This window comes from Robiginitalea aestuariiviva, from assembly GCF_029537735.1.
Classification (GTDB): Bacteria; Bacteroidota; Bacteroidia; order Flavobacteriales; family Flavobacteriaceae; genus Robiginitalea; species Robiginitalea aestuariiviva.
In genome coordinates this window covers 900,806-921,085 of record NZ_JARPUQ010000002.1, presented here as the reverse complement: position 1 = coordinate 921,085, position 20,280 = coordinate 900,806, and the positions used below count along the sequence as shown (strand labels likewise).

The following is a 20,280-nucleotide window of genomic DNA, read 5'->3' as shown; positions in this document are numbered from 1 at the left end:
TTTCAGGTGGTATGGGCTAAGAACCATAAATATAGATTAATATTCTACATAGTAAATATTTTTTAGATAGATATTCCTCATATTTCCAAATTTATTGATTTAATAGGTGCTATTACATACTTTTGAATAAAACTAACGCCATGGACCACAACGCAAGCGATGCCCTTCAGGACCTTCATTATTTTGGGGAATTTGGCGGGGTAAACCCCTCCATTTCGGACTCTTCCACCTACACCTTCCTCTCCGCAAAGACCATGTTCGACACCTTTGAGGGGAATACGGAAGGCTGCTACCTCTACAGTCGGCACTCCTCCCCTTCCAACCTCTACCTGGGCGAGGCCCTGGCCGCCCTGGAAGGCACGGAAACGGCCAATGTAACGGCCAGCGGCATGGGTGCCATCAGCGCCGTGATCCTGCAGCTCTGCAGCGCCGGCGACCACCTGGTAAGCAGCCGTACCATCTATGGGGGCACTTACGCCTTCATGAAGAATTTCCTGAAGCGTTTCGGGATTGAGGTCAGCTTTGTGGACATCACCCGCCCTGAAGCCGTGCAGGCCGCCCTTAAACCCAATACCCGGATGATCTATTGCGAGGCGGTGAGCAACCCCCTGCTGGAAGTGGCCAATATCCCGGCCCTTGCCCGCCTGGCCGATGCCCGGGGCATCCCGCTGGTAGTAGACAACACCTTTAGCCCCCTTTCCATTGCCCCGGCCCGCCTGGGGGCGCACATCGTGATCCACAGCCTCACCAAATTCATCAATGGCACCAGCGATACGGTGGCGGGGGCCGTTTGCGGCACCCGCGAATTCTGCCTGGCCCTGAAAGATGTCAACGACGGGGCGGGTATGCTCCTGGGCAGTACCCTGGACAGCCTGCGCGCAGCCTCCATCCTGAAAAATATGCGTACCCTGCACCTGCGCATCCAGAAGCACAGCGCCAACGCCCTGTACCTGGCCCAGCGGTTTGAAGCCGACGGCCTGCGGGTGGTTTACCCGGGCCTGGCCTCTCACCCCGGCCATGAGCTGATGCAGGAGCTGATCGTACCCGAATACGGTTTTGGAGGCATCCTGACCCTGGATGCAGGCAGCCTGGAGCAGGCCAACCGGCTTATGGAGCTTATGCAGCGGGAAAACCTGGGGTACCTGGCGGTAAGCCTGGGCTTCTACAAGACCCTCTTTAGCGCCCCGGGCACCTCCACTTCTTCGGAAATCCCGGAGGAAGAACAAGAGGCGATGGGCCTGAGCGATGGGTTAATCCGATTTTCCATTGGGCTGGACCACGATATTCAGCGGACCTACCAGCGCATGCGCCAGTGTATGGAAAGCCTGGAGCTGTTGCCGGAGCTCAACAGCACAAACGGGTAAGACCCATCCGGGCCGTCGGTTGCAGGAGCGCTGGCAATATCGTAATATTAGGGCTCCAAAACATCCCTATGGCAGCATCCAAACCCAAGTACCGGCAAGACGAACACATAGTAGAAAACAAGGAACTCTCCATTTGGGAGGCCCTGATACCGGTACTGGCCCTGATCGGGATGCTGGCCTACAACGTCTTCGTTTTTGGGGACAATGCCGTTGGGGGTTCCAACCAGTTTATCCTGTTGATGGGGGGTGCAGTGGCAGCCCTCGTGGGCTATTTCAAAAAAGTATCCTTTAAAACCATGCTGGCCGAGGTGGCCGAAAACATCCGCTCCACTTCCGGGGCCCTGCTGATCCTGCTGATGGTGGGCGCCCTGGCAGGTACCTGGTTGATAAGCGGGATTATCCCAGCCATGATCTATTACGGCCTGCAGATCCTGAACCCCACCATTTTTCTGGCCGCCTGCGTCATTATCAGCGCCATCATCTCCGTGGCCACAGGCAGCAGCTGGACCACGGCAGCCACGGTGGGCATTGCCCTGATCGGCATTGGGGATGCCCTGGGTATTTCCCTGGGAATGACCGCCGGGGCCGTCCTTTCCGGGGCCTATTTCGGGGATAAGATGTCTCCCTTAAGCGACACCACCAACCTGGCGCCAGCTATGGCCGGCGGGGACCTGTTTACCCACATCCGGTATATGGCCCTGACTACCACGCCCACCATTACCGTCACCCTAATCATATTTATAATCCTGGGCTTTACCCTGGAAACCAGCGGGGCGGCAGACACCTCTGCCATACAAGGCGCCATAACCGGCGTGTTCGACATCAGCGGCTGGCTCTTTCTGGTACCCCTGGCCGTCATTGCAATGATTGTCCGAAAGACCCCTCCCCTGGTAGCCTTGCTGGCCGGCACCTTGCTCGGCGGGGTATTCGCCCTCATATTCCAACCCGGGGTAGTGGCTTCCCTGACCGGGGCACAATCCCTGGATTTTGAGTCCGCCTACAAAGGCATTATGAATGCCATCACCGTACAAACCACTATTGCCACGGATAACCCGGCCCTGACCGACCTGTTTTCCGCCAAGGGGATGGAGGGGATGCTGGGCACCATCTGGCTGATTGTTTGCGCCATGGTTTTTGGCGGGGTCATGGATGCCATTGGCGCACTATCCCGAATCACAGAGGGCCTGCTGGGGCTGGCCAAGACCACCTTTGGCCTTTTTGCCAGCACCGTGGGTAGCTGCCTGGCCCTGAACATAACCGCATCCGACCAGTACCTGGCTATTGTGGTGCCCGGAAAAATGTTCGCAAAGGCCTATGAAGACCGGGGGCTGGCGCCCCAGAACCTGAGCCGTACCCTGGAGGATTCCGGCACGGTGACCTCGGTACTTATTCCTTGGAACACCTGCGGGGCCTACCACAGTTCAGTACTGGGCGTATCCGTAGGCGAATATTTCCTGTACGCCATCTTTAACTGGCTGAGCCCCATTACCACCCTGGTATTTGCCGCCCTGGGCATCAAAATTGCCCAGTTGACCCGCGGGAAGGCCGCCGCAAAATAAGTAAGGCCCAGTTCTTTTTCAGGCCGTGGCATTTTCGTAATTTCACCCCAAAATATGCGACTATGGCAACCATCACTTTAGGCGGAAACGAAGTACATACCCTGGGGGCCCTCCCGGCAACCGGAACCCAGGCTCCGGATGTGGAACTGGTCAAGACCGACCTCTCCCGGTCCTCCCTTAGCGATTACCGCGGAAAGAAAGTACTCTTGAACATCTTCCCGAGTGTAAATACCGGCGTCTGTTCGGCCTCGGTAAGGCATTTTAACCAAAGTGCTGCAGGGCTGAACAACACCGTGGTGCTGTGCATCTCCCGCGACCTCCCCTTTGCCCAACAGGCCTTTTGTGCGGCGGAAGGCATCGAAAATGTGGTTATGCTCTCCGACTACCGGGACGGACGTTTTGGGAAAGCCTATAACCTGACCATGACAGACGGGGGGTTTGAAGCCCTGTTGAGTCGTTGTGTCATTATATTGGACGCCGAAGGGGTGGTGCACTACACCCAACAGGTTCCCGAAATTGGTCAGGAACCGAATTACCAGGAAGCCCTAGATGCCCTGGAAAATGCCTGAGGAATCCTTCCTGTCTAACCGGGTGAAAAGTGTGGGGTACGCCCTTCGCGGGGCCTGGTTGCTTATCCGTACAGAGGCTAGCATTCAGATCCAACTGGGGATTGCCCTGGCCGTTACTTTCCTGGGCATATACCTGGATATTTCGCCTATGGAATGGATCGCCCAATTACTGGCCATTGGTTTGGTGATGGGCGTAGAGGGCGTGAATACGGCCATTGAAAAACTCTCGGACTACGTACAACCGGAACGGGACCCGGCCATTGGCCAGCTCAAGGATATCTCCGCTGGGGCCGTGATGCTCTGTTCCCTGATTGCCGTAGCCGTTGGGTTGATCATCTATATCCCCAAAATATTTTAAGCCGGGCCCTCCGGCATAATTTGTAATTTAGGACCCCGGAAGCCCTAACCACCGCATGGCCCGAACAAAGAAGCAAAAAAAACGGAGTGCACCCCGCAAACGCAGGTCCTGGTCCCTATCCAAGCAGAACCAGGTAATCCTGGGAAGTCTGCTGGTACTCCTTAGTCTGGCCCTGTTCTTCAGTTTTATCTCCTTTTACTTTAACTGGCAGGACGATCAAAGCGCCCTGACCGAATTCCGGGACCGGAATGCAGAGGCCCGCAACCTGCTGAGCAAATTCGGGGCGGCCGTAAGTCACTTCTTTATGTACAAAGGCTTTGGACTGGCTTCCTTTGTATTCCCCATCCTGCTCTGCCTGACCGGGCTGCACCTGTTTTTGAGCATTCCCTTCCGGGGCCTGGTCTCGCGGTGGGTGTGGGGCCTGGTAATGCTGGTATGGGCCTCCCTGGCCCTGGGCTTTTTTGCCCCCGCTCAACCTTTGCTTGGCGGGCAGGTCGGTTTTGAGATTAATGACTTTTTACGGGATTATGCCGGCCGGATCGGGGTTATGCTGCTGCTGCTTTTTGGGTTGGTGGTAATCCTTGTACGCCTTTTTGACTTCCACCCCCGGGAATTCGCCCAGGCCCTGGCGCGGGCCGGGTCCGGGTTAAAACCGCGTTCGGCAGCGCCCACGGAACCCGCCACAAAAGACGTCCTGGAACCGGAGGACGAACTGCCTGAGGAGGAGGCCCCGGACCCCTATACCCACAAAACGGAAATCCCGGCCCTGGATCCGACAACCCCAGAGCCGATGGATGCCCCGGCGGAAAGTGAACTCCAGATCGAGGTGACCCAAACCGAAGAACCGGAAGAATCCGAGGTCAAGGCCGCCCAGCTGGTTTCGGACTTCGGGGAATTCGACCCCACCCTGGAACTCTCCAAATTCCGCCTTCCCCACCTGGAACTCCTCGATACCCATGGAGCAGCAGGGGGGATCACCATCAACCAGGAAGAACTGGAGGAAAACAAGAACAAGATTGTCGAAACCCTTCGCAATTACAAAATCGGTATCGCCCAGATAAAAGCCACCATCGGGCCTACGGTAACCCTGTATGAAATTGTGCCCGAGGCCGGTATCCGGATCTCCAAGATCAAAAACCTGGAAGACGACATTGCATTGTCGCTGGCCGCCCTGGGGATTCGTATTATCGCCCCTATCCCCGGAAAGGGAACGATCGGAATTGAAGTGCCCAACAAAAACCCCACGGTGGTATCCATGCGCTCCGTAATCGCCTCCAAAAAATTCCAGCATGCCGAAATGCAGCTGCCCATTGCCCTGGGGAAGACCATCAGCAACGAAACCTTCGTGGTAGACCTGGCACGGATGCCCCACCTGCTCATGGCCGGAGCCACCGGGCAGGGAAAATCCGTGGGTCTGAACGCCATCCTGACCTCCCTGCTGTACAAGAAACACCCGGCCGAGGTAAAGTTTGTGCTGGTAGACCCCAAAAAAGTGGAACTCACCCTCTTTAACAAGATTGAGCGGCACTACCTGGCCAAACTCCCGGATACGGAAGAGGCCATCATTACGGACAACACCAAGGTGATCCATACCCTGAATTCGCTCTGTATCGAAATGGACGAGCGGTACGAGTTGCTCAAAACCGCCATGGTCCGGAACATCAAGGAATACAACACCAAATTCAAGGCCCGCAAACTGAACCCGAACGACGGGCACCGTTACCTGCCGTACATTGTACTGGTGATTGACGAGTTTGCAGACCTGATCATGTCTGCCGGCAAGGAGGTGGAAACCCCAATAGCCCGCCTGGCCCAGCTGGCCCGGGCAATTGGAATTCACTTGATTATTGCTACCCAGCGGCCTTCGGTGAATGTGATCACAGGTCTGATCAAGGCCAACTTCCCGGCCCGGATTGCCTTTAGGGTCACCTCCAAAATCGATTCGCGGACCATCCTGGATTCCACCGGGGCAGACCAGCTGATCGGACGGGGGGATATGCTCTTTACCCAGGGTAACGACACCATCCGCATCCAGTGCGCCTTTGTGGACACCCCCGAAATTGCCAAAATTACCGAGTTTATCGGGAGCCAGCGGGGGTATCCGGATGCCCACCTGCTACCGGAGTACGTCGGTGAAGATTCTGGCACAGGAATTGATTACAGTATCGAAGAACGGGATGCCATGTTCCGGGAAGCTGCCGAAGTGGTGGTTATGGCCCAGCAAGGCTCTGCCTCCCTGATCCAGCGCAAGCTGAAATTGGGGTACAACCGGGCGGGCCGGATTGTGGACCAACTGGAAGCCGCCGGCATTGTGGGGCCCTTTGAGGGCAGCAAGGCGCGGCAGGTACTGGTACCGGACATGGCAGCCCTGGACCAATTATTGCAAAACGAAACGAATTCCAACACATGAAACGCCCATTGATTCTCCTATGGCTGGCCGTAATGGCCGCCTGGAATGCCTCCGCCCAGGATGCCGCTAAGGCAAAAGCCCTGCTGGACGAAGTGTACCAGAAGGTGCAGGGATACGACAATATCGTTGTCGACTTTAAGTTTGAGCTCTACAATGCCGAGGCCAACGTGCGCCAGGAAAACCGGGGCGACCTCACCCTGAAGGGCGACCAGTACCTGCTCCATTACCTGGGGGCCACCCAGTTGTACGACGGCAAAAAGGTTTATACCATTGTGCCTGAAAACGAGGAAGTGACCATTGAAGACAAGTCCGACGAGGCTGGCACAGTGAGCCCCTCCAAGATGCTTACCTTTTACCGGGAAGGCCACAATTACGCCTGGGACATCCTACAGAATGTGATGGGCCGCAAGGTGCAGTTCGTAAAACTCACCCCCATAGACACCCATTCGGAGATTGCCTCCATCCTGCTGGGGATCGATGTGGAAACCAAGCACATCCAGAAGCTGATCGAAACCGGCAAAAACGGCACCAAGACTACCATAACCGTTAATTCTTTTAAAACGAACCAGCCTCTTTCCGGTTCCTTATTTACCTTTGACGTCCAGAAGTACGAGGACGAAGGCTACTACATCGTAAGAAACTAAGGACTTGAGGATACTCGATCAATACATCCTGAAAAGGTTCCTGACGAATTTTTTCAGTTCGTTCGTGATCCTCATGTTCATCTTTATCTTCCAGACCATCTGGCTCTTTATTGACGACCTGGCCGGAAAGGGTCTGGATTTGATTATCATCGGGAAATTTCTGTTCTACCTGATGCCCAACCTTACGGAAAAGGTCTTGCCCTTAACGGTGCTGCTCTCCTCCATCATTACCTTCGGAGCCTTCGCGGAAAATTACGAGTTTGCGGCCATGAAGGCCAGCGGGATTTCCCTGCAGCGGGCTATGTTAACCCTCATTGTCTTTGTCAGCCTGCTGGGGGTGGTTACCTTTTATTTCGCCAATACGGTGATCCCCATTTCCGAACAAAAAATCTACAACCTCCGGCGCAACATTGTAGACCTGAAGCCGGCTGCGGTGATTTCCGAAGGGGTGTTTTCGGATTTTGAGGGGCGGAGTATTAAGGTAGACCGAAAATTCGGTGAAAACGACCGCTTCCTGGAGAATGTGGTCATTCACGAAAAGTCGAACCTCTCTAAAAATGTTACCGTAATCAAGGCCCGTACTGGCGAACTGGTCTCGGAAGAGGGAAATGACATCATTCAACTCATTCTGCAAGATGGCCATTACTACCACGATGTAATGGACAAATCCGGCGCCAATGACAAGAATTACCCCTTTGCCCAGGCCGCTTTCGACACCTATACCCTGAACATTGCCCTGCCGGACAATATGGAAGACCTGGAAGCGGATCGTGACGTGCAGACCGACAAGATGAAAAACGTGAGCCGCCTGATGACGGATATCGATTCCATCCACACCCACAATACCCAGCTGGCCAGCGCCTTTTCAAAGAGCATCAGCAGCCGTTTGGGCGCCTTTCCGGCGCGGGATACGGTGGAAAAAGCGGAAAAACCGGATGCCCAGCGCGCCGCCGAAATCCGGGCGGGTATCGAAAAAGCCGTAACCCGGGACCGGCCGGCCTCAGATTCCCTTCCCGGGGCCAAAATTGTAGCCAAGGCCCCGGACCGCGAATTGAGCGGACCGGACTTGCTGACTGCCTTTAAAGCCTTTGAACGGGGTCAGCTGTTGGACATGACCCGAAATTCCGTCCGCAACATCCTGAACACCGTCCGCGGCAAGCGGGAGGAACTGGAATTGAGTTATAAGCGCTATAACCTGCACATCCTGAGCCTGCACAAAAAATTTGCCCTGGGGCTCTCCTGCATTATCCTCTTTTTTGTGGGCGCCCCCCTGGGGGCCATTATCCGGAAAGGCGGCCTGGGGCTGCCCATGGTAGTAGCCATTGTGCTCTTTCTCACGTATTACTTTATAGGAGTCTTCTCCGGCAACTACGCCAAGGAAGGCAACATCCATCCGGTACTGGGCGCCTGGCTGCCCACCATGATTATGCTGCCCCTGGGGATCTGGCTCACCCAACGGGCTACGCGCGACCGCGGACTGATGAGCTTTGGTTACATTTTGGATGTGATCCGGGAATTTTTCGGAAAATGGGCTCGTAATAAAAAATCCCCTGCCACTTAGTATGGAAAGAAAAATAAAGTTGGACCCGATTGAGGACGCCATTGCGGACATCCGCAAAGGCAAGGTAATTATTGTAGTAGACGACGAGAACCGGGAAAACGAAGGAGACTTTATTGCCGCGGCCCAGGCGGTTACCCCGGAAATGGTCAATTTTATGGCCACGCACGGGCGCGGCCTGATTTGCGCCCCCCTTACCGAATCCCGTTGCGACGACCTGGACCTGAAAATGATGGTGGAACACAATACCGTATTGCACCACACCCAGTTTACCGTTTCGGTAGACCTCATTGGCCACGGGTGCACCACAGGAATCTCGGTCCACGACCGGGCCAAAACCATCCGGGCTCTGGTAGACCCCCAAACCCAACCCCACGAATTGGGGCGCCCGGGGCATATTTTCCCGCTCCGCGCCAAGAATGGAGGTGTTTTACGCCGTACCGGGCATACCGAGGCTGCCGTGGATTTTGCCCGCCTGGCCGGGTTCTCCCCTGCCGGCATCCTGGTGGAAATCCTCAATGAAGACGGCACTATGGCCCGCCTGCCCCAGTTGGCGGAGGTAGCGCAAAAGTTCGACCTGAAACTGGTTTCCATAGAAGACCTGGTGGCCTACCGCATGCAGCACGACAGCCTGATCCGCAAAATGGAATCCTTCGACCTGAAGACGCGCTTTGGGGAATTTCGCCTGCACGCCTACCGCCAAACCACAAACGAACAGCTGCACCTGGCCCTGACCCGCGGAAACTGGAAGGTTGGGGACCCCGTGCTGACCCGGATCAATTCCACCCTGGTCAACAACGACATCCTGGGGACCCTGACCAACGATGCGGATAAAAAACTGGACGATATGTTCAGGGCCCTGAATGAAGAAGGACAGGGGGCCATTGTCTTTATCAACCAACCTGCCCAATCCCTGAATCTGCTCAGCCGCATTCAGGGCCTGAAGGAAAACCAGGAAAAAGGGATCATGAAAGCGCCCGGAATCGAAATGGACGACAAGGACTTTGGGATCGGGGCCCAGATCCTCCACGACCTGCGCATCCAGAAAATCCGGCTGATGACCAATTCCGCCCAGGCCAAACGCGTGGGGATGACCGGCTACGGCCTTGAAATTGTGGAGTACGTCTCCTACTAGCCCAAAGCCTCCCTAAGGCCCTGCTGCAGGGCCAGTGCCCTTTTTTCAAGGGCCGCTTCCCCCCAGGACAACTTCACCAGGATGGAGAGGTTGCGGGACATCCAGTGGTCCGATGCACTGAAGTCCCGGCTATTGCATTCCTGTATTCGCCTTTCCACGGCATCGGGCAACGGCCCCAGGCTTTTCAGGGCTTTCAGGTGCTCCCATTTTCGGTGGTAGTGCCAGTTGTTTTCGAACCAGTAAAAGACCCCGTCTACCCCGGCCCGTTGCAGGGCAGCCTGAGCCCGCCGGGCCACCTGCGCATCCGGCAGGAAAACGTTCAGGAAGGAATAGTTCTCCACCCCGCCCTCGGGTACCCGCCGAAAGGTTACGCCTTGTTCCTCCTCCAGGGCCTTGCGCAAAATGCCGTAATGCCGGTTCTGCAGCTCCAGGAAGGTATCCAGGCGCTCCAACTGGGCCAGCCCCACGGCGGCATGGAGTTCGGAGATGCGGTAGTTGTACCCCAGGTGCGGGTGCCCTTCAGCCCCCCGGTCATTGCCTATATGGTCGTGCCCGTGGTCACTGTAGGCTTGCGCTTTTTCATAGAGGGCTTTACTGTGGGTAATAAGCCCCCCGCCTTCCCCGCAGGTAATGGTCTTTACATAATCGAAGGAAAAGCACCCGGCATGCCCGATGCTGCCCAGCGGCTTCCCCCGGTAAGTCCCCCCGATCGCCTGGCAGGCGTCCTCCACCAGCAAAATGCCATGGCGTTCCGCCAGGGCCATAAGCGCATCCAGGTTGGCCATGGAACCGCACATATGCACGGGCATAATCACTTTGGATTTCGGGGTTATGGCTGCGGCCACGGCCTGCGGGTCCAGGGTCAGGGTGTCGTCAATATCGCAGAGTACGGGAACAGCACCCAGAGCCAGCACGGCCTCAAAACTGGCCACAAAGGTAAAGGTCGGGAGGATTACCTCATCCCCTGCCCCTACCCCCGCACTGGCCAGGGCCACCGTTAGGGCGGCCGTGCCGCTGCTCACCAGGTGAGCATAAGGGGTTTGCATGCGGCGGGCCAGTGCCGCCTCCATCTCCCGGGCCTTCCAATGGTCGTTGCGGGCCCCGTCAAATCCATAGCGCATCAGCACCCCGGTTTCCATTACCTGGGCTACTGCCCGGCGTTCTGCGTCCCCTAATAATTCAAATCCTGGCATAGGCCTTACTTTACAATGTGTTCAATGATGGAATCCCCAAGGTCTTTCCTGACCTTGCGCATCCCGGCAAAAGGGTCGTCCTGGGCCCGGAATCCTACCGGAAGTGCCAAAACGGACGTTAGCCCTTGTTGGTCCAGCCCCAGCAGCCGGTCAAAAGCCTGCGGCTGAAACCCTTCCATAGGGCAGGCGTCTATCCCCTCCAGGGCACAAACGGTCAGCAGATTTCCCAGGGCCAAATACGCCTGGTGTGTGGCCCAGATCCGGATGGCCTCCGGGGTTTTACCCCCAAAATCGCGGACCAGGTTTTGCCGGAAAGGCTCCAGGATTTCCGGGTCGGTGCCCCGAACCTCACGGACGCGTTCAAAATAGGTGTCAATATACTCCCGGTCTATTCGGGTCTCAATACAGAATATAAGTACATGGGAGGCGTCGGCCACCTGCTTTTGCCCATAGGCATGGTCCACCAGCTGCTGCTGCAGGCCCCGGTCCCTTAGGACCAGCAGCCTTACGGGCTGTAACCCGTAGGAGGTGGCGGTGAGATTAAAGGCTTCCTTCAGCCGTGTCACCTGTGCCTCGGATAGCACCCCCTTGGGGTTGAATTTTTTTACGGCATAGCGCCACTTCAGGGCATCGAGGGTCTGTTTCATATAGTCGTGTACTAGGTAGTAAAAAACCAGAGGCGCACGGCCATGGCCAGTACCATGACTACGAGGAACGTCTTGATAAAACCGTCGCCCTTTGCCACGGAGATCCGGCTGGAAAACCAAGCCCCCAGCACATTGCCGATGGCCAGTACCAGACCAACCTTCCAGATCACCTTGTCATTCAGGATAAAGACGGCCAGGGCCGCCAGGGTATAGATAAAAACCACCGCCACCTTGGTGGCATTCACCCGTACCAGATTCATGCGGTGCACATAATGCAGGAAGAGAATGATGATAAACCCGATCCCCGCATTGATAAACCCACCGTAAATACCGATAAAAAAGAAGACCAGGCAGCCCAGCCAAAGGTATTTCCCGGTAATGCGCTCCTGCAGGTCCGCCACTTTAATGCGCGGCTTGAAAACGATTAGTAACACCACCGCCACCATAATAATGGCCAGGATGCGGTTAAAGGTATCTCCCTTAATGTCTACCGCAATAGAGGCCCCCAGAATGGAACCCAACAGGGCGGAAACACCCAGGTACAGATTAAAGGGAAAGGTACTGACCCCTTTGCTGCGGAACCCGGCCACGGCTGTTGCCGTTTGCAGCACAATGGCCACCCGGTTGGTGCCATTGGCCACCGCAGGCGGGAGCCCCAGGAAGATCAATACCGGGAGGGAGATCAGGGAAGCCCCGCCGGCCACCGTATTGATAAAACCTACGGCAAACCCTACCACAACCAGCAAGACATAATGGTACCAGGCTTCCATAGGGTAAAAGTACGGGTTATCTCCCAAATAATCACTGGGGCGCAACCCCTGTTGGAGGGTACAGGCCAGACTCTAAACCCCGGCCTTGCGCTCCCGGAATTCCGAGGGGGTCATATGGGCAAACTTCCGAAAAGCCGAATAGAAGGTAGATTTGGAGTTAAACCCGCATTCCAGCCCGATAGAGACGATAGTGTAGGGCGCATAGTCCGGGTCCGAAAGGAATACCCGGGCCTGGTCCACCCGCAGTTCATTGATGAAATCGTTGAAGCTCTGGCTGCCATAGAGATTGATGATCCGGGACAGGTGGCCGGTGCTTACGCCCTGTTCCCGGGCCAGTTTTTCCAGGCTCAGGTCCGGGTCCATATACTTTCTGGCTTCCAGGATTTCCTCCCGCAACGCCTTGAATTCCTTCATATGCTTCTCCTGCAGCCGGTCCGTAGCTGGAAGGGCCTTCGGGGTGAGGCGGTGCCCGGATTCGTGCAGGGACTTGCGAATCTGAATGCGATCCTGCACCAGATTATAGCGGTACAGCCCCTGGTAACCTATCCAGTAGAGAAGGGCCGAATCTGCCAGTCGCAACATGAAATAATGGGATTTGTAAAAGCCCTCGGAAGCCCTTAGTCCTAATCCAAACATCCAGAACAGGATAATCGCCATCCCCAATATCAGGAACAACTTGATCCATCGGATGTCGTCAAACGACAGGAATTCCCTGTACCACTTTCTTTTCAAAAAAACCAACTGACAGGCCCTAAGGAAAATAGCCAGGGAAATGGCCATATTGACAAACTCTTCGAGTACATTGTAATGCTCTACCCGCTCTTCCAGGAGAACAGCGCTAAGGTCTGCCGAAGTTAGGATGACCCCTGCCCTAACCGCTACTTCCAGGCAAAACAACCCTATAATCCAGGGTAAAAAATTCAAGGTACGATCCTTTACGCCCAGGTATTCGCGCATAAAGTTGTAGAAACTGGGAAATACCAGGATATACCAGGGCACTACCATGGCCCGCCAGAAGAAGTGGTCCGAACTATATCCGTTACTCGACAACCAGGCCTGGAGGTTGTTCAGGGAGATAAACAGCACCACCAGGTTCAGGTAAAGGACCACCATCCCGTATTTTTTACGGAAAAGGAAGGTGGCCAGGTTAAACAGGAAGCCCTGTACAACCCCGGCAATCAGAAGAAAATTAATGATTGCTTCGATGTTCATACAAATCCTAACCTTGGTACGTAATGCGTACCCCCATTTCTACAGGCGCCACGCAGAAAAAGGAGGATGGCTAATCTGCGTCGCAGACCTGCTGCATCCCAAAACGTTTGCCTCTTGGTTATCTTCCGGAAGGTAATAAATAATGTGGGCCCTGCTGCACGGCGCCAGCTGGAATGAGCCCGATTAAAAAGGAAGGAAGTGTGCTAAAGAACCGAGACAACATAAAAAAGCCCGCCAAAGCGGGCCTTTACCGGAGTTGTTGGGGGTGCAGGTACCATCAGCTGCGGGCCGCTATGGCTACGGCCCGCGCCACTGATGGAATAGTAGCTAATCCCACAAAGCAACTATTCTTAAGACGCCAGGTCCATCTGCCGCAATTTCTGCAGGGCTTCCGATTTGGAATTCACATCCAGCTTCAGGTAAATGTTCTGGATGTGGAAGTTGATGGTACTGGGCGTTACATACAGTTTTTCCGCAATCATCTTATAGGTGGCACCCTGACTCAGGTACTCGATAATTTCATTTTCGCGCTGTGAAAAACAGTCGTAGTGTTTCCGCCGGAACATGGAGATCACCTGACGGGCAATATCACTGCTGATGGCAGCCCCTTCATAGCGCACCGAGTTCAGGGCACTGTACAGGCGGGCCTGGTCGATGGGCTTGGTGAGGTATCCGGAAGCCCCGAATTTAAAGGCTTGTTTAATCACCTCGAAGGTGTTTTCCTCGCTCACCATGATGATCTGGGCCTGGGAGTTCCGTTTGCGGATTTCCGCTATGGCCTCGATCCCGGAGCGAAAGGGCAGGTTTACTTCGGAGAGAATAATGTCCGGCTTCACCTGGTCAAAATCCTCCAGGGCATCTTCCAGGCTGGGGTACATCCCCACCAGGTCGAATTCCCTGTACGTGCTGAAAAAATAAGGGTAGGCTTCCTGAAAGCGGGGGTCGCTGTCGATGGCCATTACCCGTAATGTAGTAGTTGTCATTGCATAAAGATTTGGGTTGAAAATGTAGGGTTGAGCTCCTGCAATGGTTAATAAAATGGAGATAAAAATGCCCTCCGGCTCCCGCCGTAAAAGGCGGGAGACCGAACCCCTGGCAAGAGTTTCCTGCTGGCATTACGCTACCTAAACCTATCCGACCAACGGATACGCCAGACAAGGGAACGCGCGCTAGGGGTTTCCTGAAAAATTCGGGATGGGGCATTACCGGGCTTCGCGGGAAATTACTTCCCTTTGCCGGAGTGCTTCACATGCATGAACCGTCCTGGGCCACTACCTTGTTGGAAGGAGGCAGTCGCTTTCTGGAGGAGAACCTTTTGGGGCAGACGGTCCGGAAAAGACTTTCCTGGATTTCATGCCGTGCTTTCGGGGGTAGAAGTACGTCATCATATTATGGAGATTTGGGTTGTATGGTGAAAAAGTACAAATTGCCCCCATACACACCCAGGAAATGCAGATTTTTTCGATAAAGTGCACATTTGGAGTGTATTTCATCGGATTTGGTGCCGTTTACCGACTCGGCGGTTTGTGAAATTCAGGCGTAAAATAGAAAAGCGCCGCAACCCTTTGGGAAGGATTGCAGCGCTTTTCAGGGAGCAGCGGACCGGAGCCGGGCTTCGGCCTGATGGCCATAGCTGTTTGGTTGGGCAAGAGATCAGGGGCGTGTTCTGCTTGCGTGTGCCAAAGTGCCCGGGTTACCGGTTTCCGTTGCGGGTTAAGATGGGCCTATTGCTGGTACTGTACCTCTGCGGTTGCCACCGGATTATTGTAGACCTCCATAATCCACTTTTCATCCTGGTAGGCACCGCCAAGATCCGTTACGTACGCGGATTTGGCATCCATCTTACTATCAAAATCGGCCAGATATACATAATACAACCCGTTCTCTGTGTTATAGAATTGCTTCGCATTCAAACCTTTCTCCTCCAACGATTTCATGAAAGCATTCAAATACTTCTTGTTCTTGTAAACATTAGCAATCAGGTAATAACCAGATGATACCCCAACGACATCTGACCGATTCTTAGCTTTGATAGGTAACTCATTGAAATCCCTTTTCGCCACAGGCGTATAGGGCTTGTTTGTAACCGGCTTGGCAGGGGCGGCGCTGGCCACTGCGGTCCGTGTGTGCCGTGTGCCGAGGATTTTCTCGGGGGTGGCAGGCGTGTCTTGCTGGCGCATTTCATTGCGGATGGTACGCACCAGGTTGTCAAATCTTTGCTCGAACATGGCCGTACGGGCCTCTTCGATGGAATCCTGACGGTACATGAGCTCGTCCAGGATCAGGCGGTTCTCGTAGGCCAGGGAGTGCTCGTTCACCACCCGGCTGGCATCGCGCTCGGCATCCCGCTGGGCGCGCAAATCGGCAATCTGCTCTTCGTAGTTCCGCACGATATTGTCGATCTGTTTGTCTTTACTCTGGTTGTTGGCGGCAAAGGCATCGCCGGATTTCTCGTCATCCTTGAAGGTATATGCCAGGGAAAGTTCATGGTTCCATCCCAGGTTTCCGCCTTCTTCGGAAAGGTCTTTTTCCATCAGGTACCCCAGGGACAGGCGGTGGTTCAGGTTAAACCCAAGCCCCATGGACATCCCGTAGGTGTCGTCGTAGGTGGTCTGCAACCATCCGTAGGAGGGCAGGTCCAGCAGCATAGAAGCGATATAGGTAAAACGATCCTCTGCATTGCGCCCGGCCTGCAACAGTGGCATCAGGCGCCCGCCTTCGAACAGGCCACCGCTGCCGTTCAGCGGCTGGGTGTACTGCAGGGATGCGTGCAGGTTGCTGGTGTTAAACCCAGTTACCAGTTCATTGGTGGTCTGGTTGTACCGGATCAGGTCTTTCCCGTACAGGGCTACGTCAAACCGCCCAACGGAAAGAGCAACGCCGGGCTGTACGGCAATCTTGCTCTGTTTGGAGGCCTCCTGCAGGGCAGGATCTGCATCCTGGGCTACGATACGGTTCTGGGCAAGGCCCTGGCTTACATAGGTCAGGTTGGCGCCAAAGGTAAGCGCACTCTTGTCGGACAGCTTCACGGCACGGGCGTAGTTGGCGTTAAAACCAAATTCCTGTACCACGCCTTCCCACTGGCCATAGACGCCAATTCCCATGGCAGTCCGTTCGTTGAGCTTATTGCTGAAGCCCAGGTAATAATTCTGAATATTGTCTTCAAAAGTCGCATACTGATTTCTATGGAGGATGTTCAGGTAGGACTTGTTCTCCCTCACCAGCGAAAAGGTGGGGTTAATCAGGAACCGGTTAAAAAATAACTGGTTGTGGAAGGGGCTTTTCACGCTGAAATTCTGCGTTTCGCTTTGTTGAGCCATCGCAGCCGGGGCGCCCATCAGGAGGCCCAGCAGCAACAAGGCTGGTGTTTTTTCGGTGATGTGTTTCCAAACGTTCATCGGGTTGTCATTTAAGGGCAGGCGGGTTAAGCCTGCCCGGGGGTTGACGTATGGTTCACGATCCGCCCGGTGTTGGAGGGTGGGCGGTAGGAGCTTTACGCTCAGGGTTTTAATGGGTTATTCCTCAAAAAAGGTTTCCGCATAGGAGTTGCTGGCCGGGCGCACGGAGATCATCTCCATAAAGTTCCCGGTGTTCTGTGCCAGGCTGTTCCGTTTCTGGTCGTAATAGGAGAAGACCAGTTCCCGGATATCGTCTGCCTGGGTGCCGCGGTTGGACATCACAAAGGCCATGCCCCGGTCCGTATTGAGGTTCAGTGCAAATTCGTCGTCCACGCTGTTGAACGGGCTGCCGATATTGATCGCCAGGCCTACACTGCGCCGGGCCACGCGGGCGGCGTAGAGGTCCAGGCCTCCGAAGCCATCTCTTCCGTCGGAGGCAAAGAAGAGGATGTCACCGGCTACCAGGCTCGGGTAGAGGTCGTTCTTGCGGGTGTTCACTTTCTCGCCCAGGTTGCGTGCCGTTCCGGCGCGACCCTGGTGGTCGATATCTGCAACATAGATGTCGTATTTACCATAGGTGCCGGGCATGTCGGAGGCGAAGTACAGGCGGCTGCCATCCGCAGAAACTGCGGGGTGCATGGCCGAAGCGTACTTGGGTGCCAGGGCTACCTCTTGCAGGTTAGCCCACTCCCCGTTCACCTTCTCGGCACGGTAGATCTTGTGGACCAGCTGCTTTTTGGAGAACAGGCCATACAGAGGCTTGACCAGTTCGGGTTTGCTGAAATAGGCGGTACGCCCGTCGGCCGTAAGTGCTACCGGAGGAGTATACGCAACCTGCTCATGCATGTTTTCTTGCTGCATGTACGCGAGGTCCGCATCGGACATAGCCCGTAGGGCATCCAGGCCTTCTGTCTCTCCCCGGCGGCCATCACGACCGAAATCGGGCATTTTATAATTCTCCGCCAGTGACCGGGTGAGTTCGGCGGCATGTGAACTCCGGTCAATCTGATAATCTTCCTTGATACGGGAAAACCAGTCCCGCTGGGCTGCCACGTCCTGATTCGGTACAATACCTGCCTTGTGCAGGGCATATTGGTACCGCTCCTGGTAACTTTCCGGAACGGCATCCATTCCGGCCAGGTCAATCAGTTTCTGATACCAGAAGGCAGCAGTTTCATAGTTCTCGGTGAGGAAACTCACGTTGCCCAGGTCTTCGTAGATTTCCCGGTCGGAGTAACCGAGTTTCACGAGTTCCATGTAGGCTTCAATTCGTTTGTCGGCTTCGGCACGGCTGGTGCGTTGCGCCTGCAGGTTTAAGATGCAAAACAAGCCGAAGAGGCTGAAGAGCATTTTGGGGTGAATAAACTTGTTCATAACACACAGATTTGGGGTTCGGTGAGTCAAAGGTGAAACAAGATGGCGCGAAAAGCTTATGAATTTTTCATAGGTTTCCCTGTGAAATGATGGGATTTTTGTTAAAATTCCGCGATGCCCCTATGAGAAATTCACAGTTTCGGAGTAGGGACACATTCTTTCGACAAACGGGAAAGGGAATTGGGAAACGGAACACACCTGATGACAAATGGTGGTATTTGGTCGGCAAATTTGACCTTTTAACGAGTGGGTTTTTAGGGTTTTTCGTACAGGTATGGGGCTGATACGTATCATTTCCCGCACTAAACCCCACCCGTACCTTGGTGAAAAAGCATTCGCCATGAAAACTCCGAACGCCTTCCGCCTGGTCAGAGCCCTATTAGCCTTATTGCTCCTCGGAACCGTCCTGTCCTGCGGCCCGGTGGTCTTTGCCTACCGACAGGGGCCTCCTCCCCCACCCTGGTTTTATCCCCATCGGGTAGAAGTGGTACGCTACATCTATTTTCCAGGCCTAACCCTGTATTACGACCTGCACACCCACGTGTATGTATACCTGGAGGGCTCCACCTGGGTGCGGCGGGAACGCCTGCCCGAGCGCTATCGGCACCTGGACCTTTCCCGCGAGCGTTACCAGCGCATCCGCGATTACCGGGGCGACAACATCCGGGAATATCACCAGGATGTGCGCCGCAACAGTGGGCGGAGCAACCGGGATTACTGAATTTATTTCCTATCGGTTATTCGGGTATTCATTGATCCAATGAAATTTCCGTGCCATGAGGTAATAGGAATCCTCAGGGATGCGCTTCAGGTCAATCTTTAAGGAATCCCCCTGGAAAGTACCGATAAGCTGCAATCCTGCTCCCTCTTTAATATAACTGAGTTGGTAAGCTTCCGATTCCCGGTAGGGTTTGATTTTTAAATCCCGTTGCAGGCTATCCTGGCTATGGGCGGCGTAGTGAACCTGCTCATCCATGGTCTGGATGGCCATATTGTACTTATCTACCACTAAAAGTTTCCATCGCGTGGGGTTGCCCATTAGCGCCGGAACTTCCTCCTGATTGCGCTGGAACCCCTCTACCTTATAAATTCCATAAAGCTCAGGTAATGGCATAAGCCTTCCATACTTACGGGCCCGATCCAGATTTATGGAAATCATAATAACGGTAACCCAGGCAATCCCAACCCATTTGACCCACTGTATCCACTTGGCTCCAAGGCGCCTGGGCAGCGCCAGGATATCGCTGGTGGCAACACCGGGCCTGTTCAGGATAAAGAACCTCCAGAATTGCTTCCTATATGGCACAAGGATAATCAGGGATATACTCAACAGGTGAAACGAAAAGAGTTTTACGGGAACATCGAAGAACATATTCAATAAGAAGATGTTGAGCAGAACCCCAAAGGATATCAGCCCTCCGAGTTTTACCGTCCTTCGGAAGAAAAGCAGCATGCCGCCCAGGACCTCGGCAAACCCGATAAATATCATATAGGGCACGGAATACCCCATAAACCGCCACAGGACTCCCATCGGGGATTGATTCCCCATGGGCTGAATCAGATCCATAAGCGAATAGCCGCTAAACTGGTTGGGGATGACCTTGGCATAACCGTAGGAAAGCAGGACATAGCCCAGATAAAACCGTAAAAAGATATGGGCGTATGGCCAAAGCGTACCGAAGGGCATTCGTTTTCGGGTTACCCATGCCACCGGTATCGACAGGATCAGGGCTATACCGATTTGCACCATTGCCAATATATAATGATAGGTGGTGTCCCCGCTGCCATTGGGGGTGTCTGGCAAAACAAAATGCGAATCCGGGAATAGGCTTACCCCCTTGACGACCACCATCCTCCAGAACTGGCTTACGGCATTTGACAGGGTCTCCCCAATAGAAAATGGGATGCTGTCCAGCGGAAAGGGAAAGGTATAAAGGAACAGGTACAACAACAGGAACAAGCCTGCCCAATGGCCGATCAGTGCCCGCTGGGTTTCTAAACGAAGCTTATACATAGGTTAAGGATGTAGGTCATTGCCTTACGGGGGTATGGCGGCTTTTGGAAGATACGTAAGCTTTTGCTTACCCTA

Annotated in this window: 17 protein-coding genes; 9 read left to right on the top strand and 8 right to left on the bottom strand. The window is 54.5% G+C overall.

Annotated elements, in window-relative coordinates; translation table 11 throughout:
* Positions 1–140: 140 nt before the first annotated feature.
* The 8 genes from OZ410_RS10875 (at position 141) to ribB (ending at position 9,597) form a co-directional block, all read left to right on the top strand.
* Positions 141–1,364 carry a PLP-dependent transferase gene (locus OZ410_RS10875; protein ID WP_277707990.1) on the top strand — a complete coding sequence of 408 codons (1,224 nt, stop codon included), beginning with the start codon at positions 141–143 and terminating at the stop codon, positions 1,362–1,364.
* Positions 1,365–1,432: 68 nt separating this feature from the next.
* Complete coding sequence (locus OZ410_RS10870) at positions 1,433–2,923, top strand: Na+/H+ antiporter NhaC family protein (RefSeq protein ID WP_277707989.1); 1,491 nt, start codon at positions 1,433–1,435, stop codon at positions 2,921–2,923.
* A gap of 62 nt (positions 2,924–2,985) precedes the next feature.
* Positions 2,986–3,492, top strand: a complete 507-nt coding sequence (gene tpx, locus OZ410_RS10865; RefSeq protein WP_277707988.1) for a thiol peroxidase — start codon at positions 2,986–2,988, stop codon at positions 3,490–3,492.
* Positions 3,485–3,850: a diacylglycerol kinase family protein gene (locus OZ410_RS10860; RefSeq protein ID WP_277708368.1), complete on the top strand. Its 366-nt coding sequence runs from the start codon at positions 3,485–3,487 to the stop codon at positions 3,848–3,850. Before tpx ends, OZ410_RS10860 begins: the two co-directional genes overlap by 8 nt.
* A 55-nt stretch (positions 3,851–3,905) precedes the next feature.
* Positions 3,906–6,260, top strand: coding sequence for an FtsK/SpoIIIE family DNA translocase (locus OZ410_RS10855; RefSeq protein ID WP_277707986.1), 2,355 nt, complete (start codon positions 3,906–3,908; stop codon positions 6,258–6,260).
* Entirely contained in the window at positions 6,257–6,904 is a 648-nt protein-coding gene (lolA1, locus tag OZ410_RS10850) for an outer membrane lipoprotein periplasmic chaperone LolA1 (protein WP_277707985.1), read from the top strand. Before OZ410_RS10855 ends, lolA1 begins: the two co-directional genes overlap by 4 nt.
* Positions 6,905–6,908: 4 nt before the next feature.
* Positions 6,909–8,465, top strand: coding sequence for an LptF/LptG family permease (locus tag OZ410_RS10845; RefSeq protein ID WP_277707984.1), 1,557 nt, complete (start codon positions 6,909–6,911; stop codon positions 8,463–8,465).
* Between the two features lies 1 nt (position 8,466).
* Complete coding sequence (gene ribB / locus OZ410_RS10840) at positions 8,467–9,597, top strand: 3,4-dihydroxy-2-butanone-4-phosphate synthase (RefSeq protein WP_277707983.1); 1,131 nt, start codon at positions 8,467–8,469, stop codon at positions 9,595–9,597.
* Here ribB and OZ410_RS10835 read toward each other — a convergent pair.
* From OZ410_RS10835 to OZ410_RS10805, 7 genes are all read right to left on the bottom strand, one after another.
* Positions 9,594–10,790 carry a DegT/DnrJ/EryC1/StrS family aminotransferase gene (locus tag OZ410_RS10835; protein WP_277707982.1) on the bottom strand — a complete coding sequence of 399 codons (1,197 nt, stop codon included), beginning with the start codon at positions 10,788–10,790 and terminating at the stop codon, positions 9,594–9,596. The two genes, ribB and OZ410_RS10835, sit on opposite strands and share 4 nt — an antisense overlap.
* Positions 10,791–10,795: 5 nt before the next feature.
* Positions 10,796–11,437, bottom strand: coding sequence for an NAD(P)H-dependent oxidoreductase (locus tag OZ410_RS10830; protein ID WP_277707981.1), 642 nt, complete (start codon positions 11,435–11,437; stop codon positions 10,796–10,798).
* 11 nt (positions 11,438–11,448) lie between these two features.
* The gene (locus tag OZ410_RS10825) at positions 11,449–12,207 is read right to left on the bottom strand and encodes a sulfite exporter TauE/SafE family protein (RefSeq protein WP_277707980.1); all 759 of its coding nucleotides are present in this window, start codon (positions 12,205–12,207) and stop codon (positions 11,449–11,451) included.
* Positions 12,208–12,279: 72 nt separating this feature from the next.
* Entirely contained in the window at positions 12,280–13,419 is a 1,140-nt protein-coding gene (locus OZ410_RS10820; protein ID WP_277707979.1) for a helix-turn-helix domain-containing protein, read from the bottom strand.
* A 350-nt stretch (positions 13,420–13,769) separates the two neighbouring features.
* On the bottom strand, positions 13,770–14,402 hold the full coding sequence (locus OZ410_RS10815; protein WP_277707978.1) for a response regulator: 633 nt from the start codon (positions 14,400–14,402) through the stop codon (positions 13,770–13,772).
* A 741-nt stretch (positions 14,403–15,143) separates the two neighbouring features.
* A complete protein-coding gene (locus tag OZ410_RS10810; protein ID WP_277707977.1) occupies positions 15,144–16,817 on the bottom strand; it encodes a PorP/SprF family type IX secretion system membrane protein in 1,674 nt (557 codons plus the stop codon).
* A 117-nt stretch (positions 16,818–16,934) separates the two neighbouring features.
* Positions 16,935–18,191 (bottom strand): TolB family protein, encoded by a 1,257-nt coding sequence (locus OZ410_RS10805; RefSeq protein WP_277707976.1) that lies wholly within the window; start codon positions 18,189–18,191, stop codon positions 16,935–16,937.
* Positions 18,192–18,531: 340 nt separating this feature from the next.
* On the opposite strand from OZ410_RS10805, the gene OZ410_RS10800 reads away from it, so the two are divergent.
* Complete coding sequence (locus OZ410_RS10800) at positions 18,532–18,912, top strand: hypothetical protein (protein ID WP_277707975.1); 381 nt, start codon at positions 18,532–18,534, stop codon at positions 18,910–18,912.
* A gap of 9 nt (positions 18,913–18,921) precedes the next feature.
* Here the strand turns inward: OZ410_RS10800 and OZ410_RS10795 are convergent, their stop codons facing one another.
* Entirely contained in the window at positions 18,922–20,205 is a 1,284-nt protein-coding gene (locus tag OZ410_RS10795) for a hypothetical protein (protein ID WP_277707974.1), read from the bottom strand.
* Positions 20,206–20,280 lie beyond the last annotated feature (75 nt).

Bases quoted from the DNA above. Each gene is read 5' to 3' on its own strand.
- OZ410_RS10875 (WP_277707990.1), top strand. From the start codon at position 141: ATGGACCACAACGCAAGCGATGCCCTTCAGGACCTTCATTATTTTGGG.
- OZ410_RS10870 (WP_277707989.1), top strand. From the start codon at position 1,433: ATGGCAGCATCCAAACCCAAGTACCGGCAAGACGAACACATAGTAGAA.
- tpx (WP_277707988.1), top strand. From the start codon at position 2,986: ATGGCAACCATCACTTTAGGCGGAAACGAAGTACATACCCTGGGGGCC.
- OZ410_RS10860 (WP_277708368.1), top strand. From the start codon at position 3,485: ATGCCTGAGGAATCCTTCCTGTCTAACCGGGTGAAAAGTGTGGGGTAC.
- OZ410_RS10855 (WP_277707986.1), top strand. From the start codon at position 3,906: ATGGCCCGAACAAAGAAGCAAAAAAAACGGAGTGCACCCCGCAAACGC.
- lolA1 (WP_277707985.1), top strand. From the start codon at position 6,257: ATGAAACGCCCATTGATTCTCCTATGGCTGGCCGTAATGGCCGCCTGG.
- ribB (WP_277707983.1), top strand. From the start codon at position 8,467: ATGGAAAGAAAAATAAAGTTGGACCCGATTGAGGACGCCATTGCGGAC.
- OZ410_RS10835 (WP_277707982.1), bottom strand. From the start codon at position 10,790: ATGCCAGGATTTGAATTATTAGGGGACGCAGAACGCCGGGCAGTAGCC.
- OZ410_RS10830 (WP_277707981.1), bottom strand. From the start codon at position 11,437: ATGAAACAGACCCTCGATGCCCTGAAGTGGCGCTATGCCGTAAAAAAA.
- OZ410_RS10825 (WP_277707980.1), bottom strand. From the start codon at position 12,207: ATGGAAGCCTGGTACCATTATGTCTTGCTGGTTGTGGTAGGGTTTGCC.
- OZ410_RS10820 (WP_277707979.1), bottom strand. From the start codon at position 13,419: ATGAACATCGAAGCAATCATTAATTTTCTTCTGATTGCCGGGGTTGTA.
- OZ410_RS10815 (WP_277707978.1), bottom strand. From the start codon at position 14,402: ATGACAACTACTACATTACGGGTAATGGCCATCGACAGCGACCCCCGC.
- OZ410_RS10810 (WP_277707977.1), bottom strand. From the start codon at position 16,817: ATGAACGTTTGGAAACACATCACCGAAAAAACACCAGCCTTGTTGCTG.
- OZ410_RS10805 (WP_277707976.1), bottom strand. From the start codon at position 18,191: ATGAACAAGTTTATTCACCCCAAAATGCTCTTCAGCCTCTTCGGCTTG.
- OZ410_RS10800 (WP_277707975.1), top strand. From the start codon at position 18,532: ATGAAAACTCCGAACGCCTTCCGCCTGGTCAGAGCCCTATTAGCCTTA.
- OZ410_RS10795 (WP_277707974.1), bottom strand. From the start codon at position 20,205: ATGTATAAGCTTCGTTTAGAAACCCAGCGGGCACTGATCGGCCATTGG.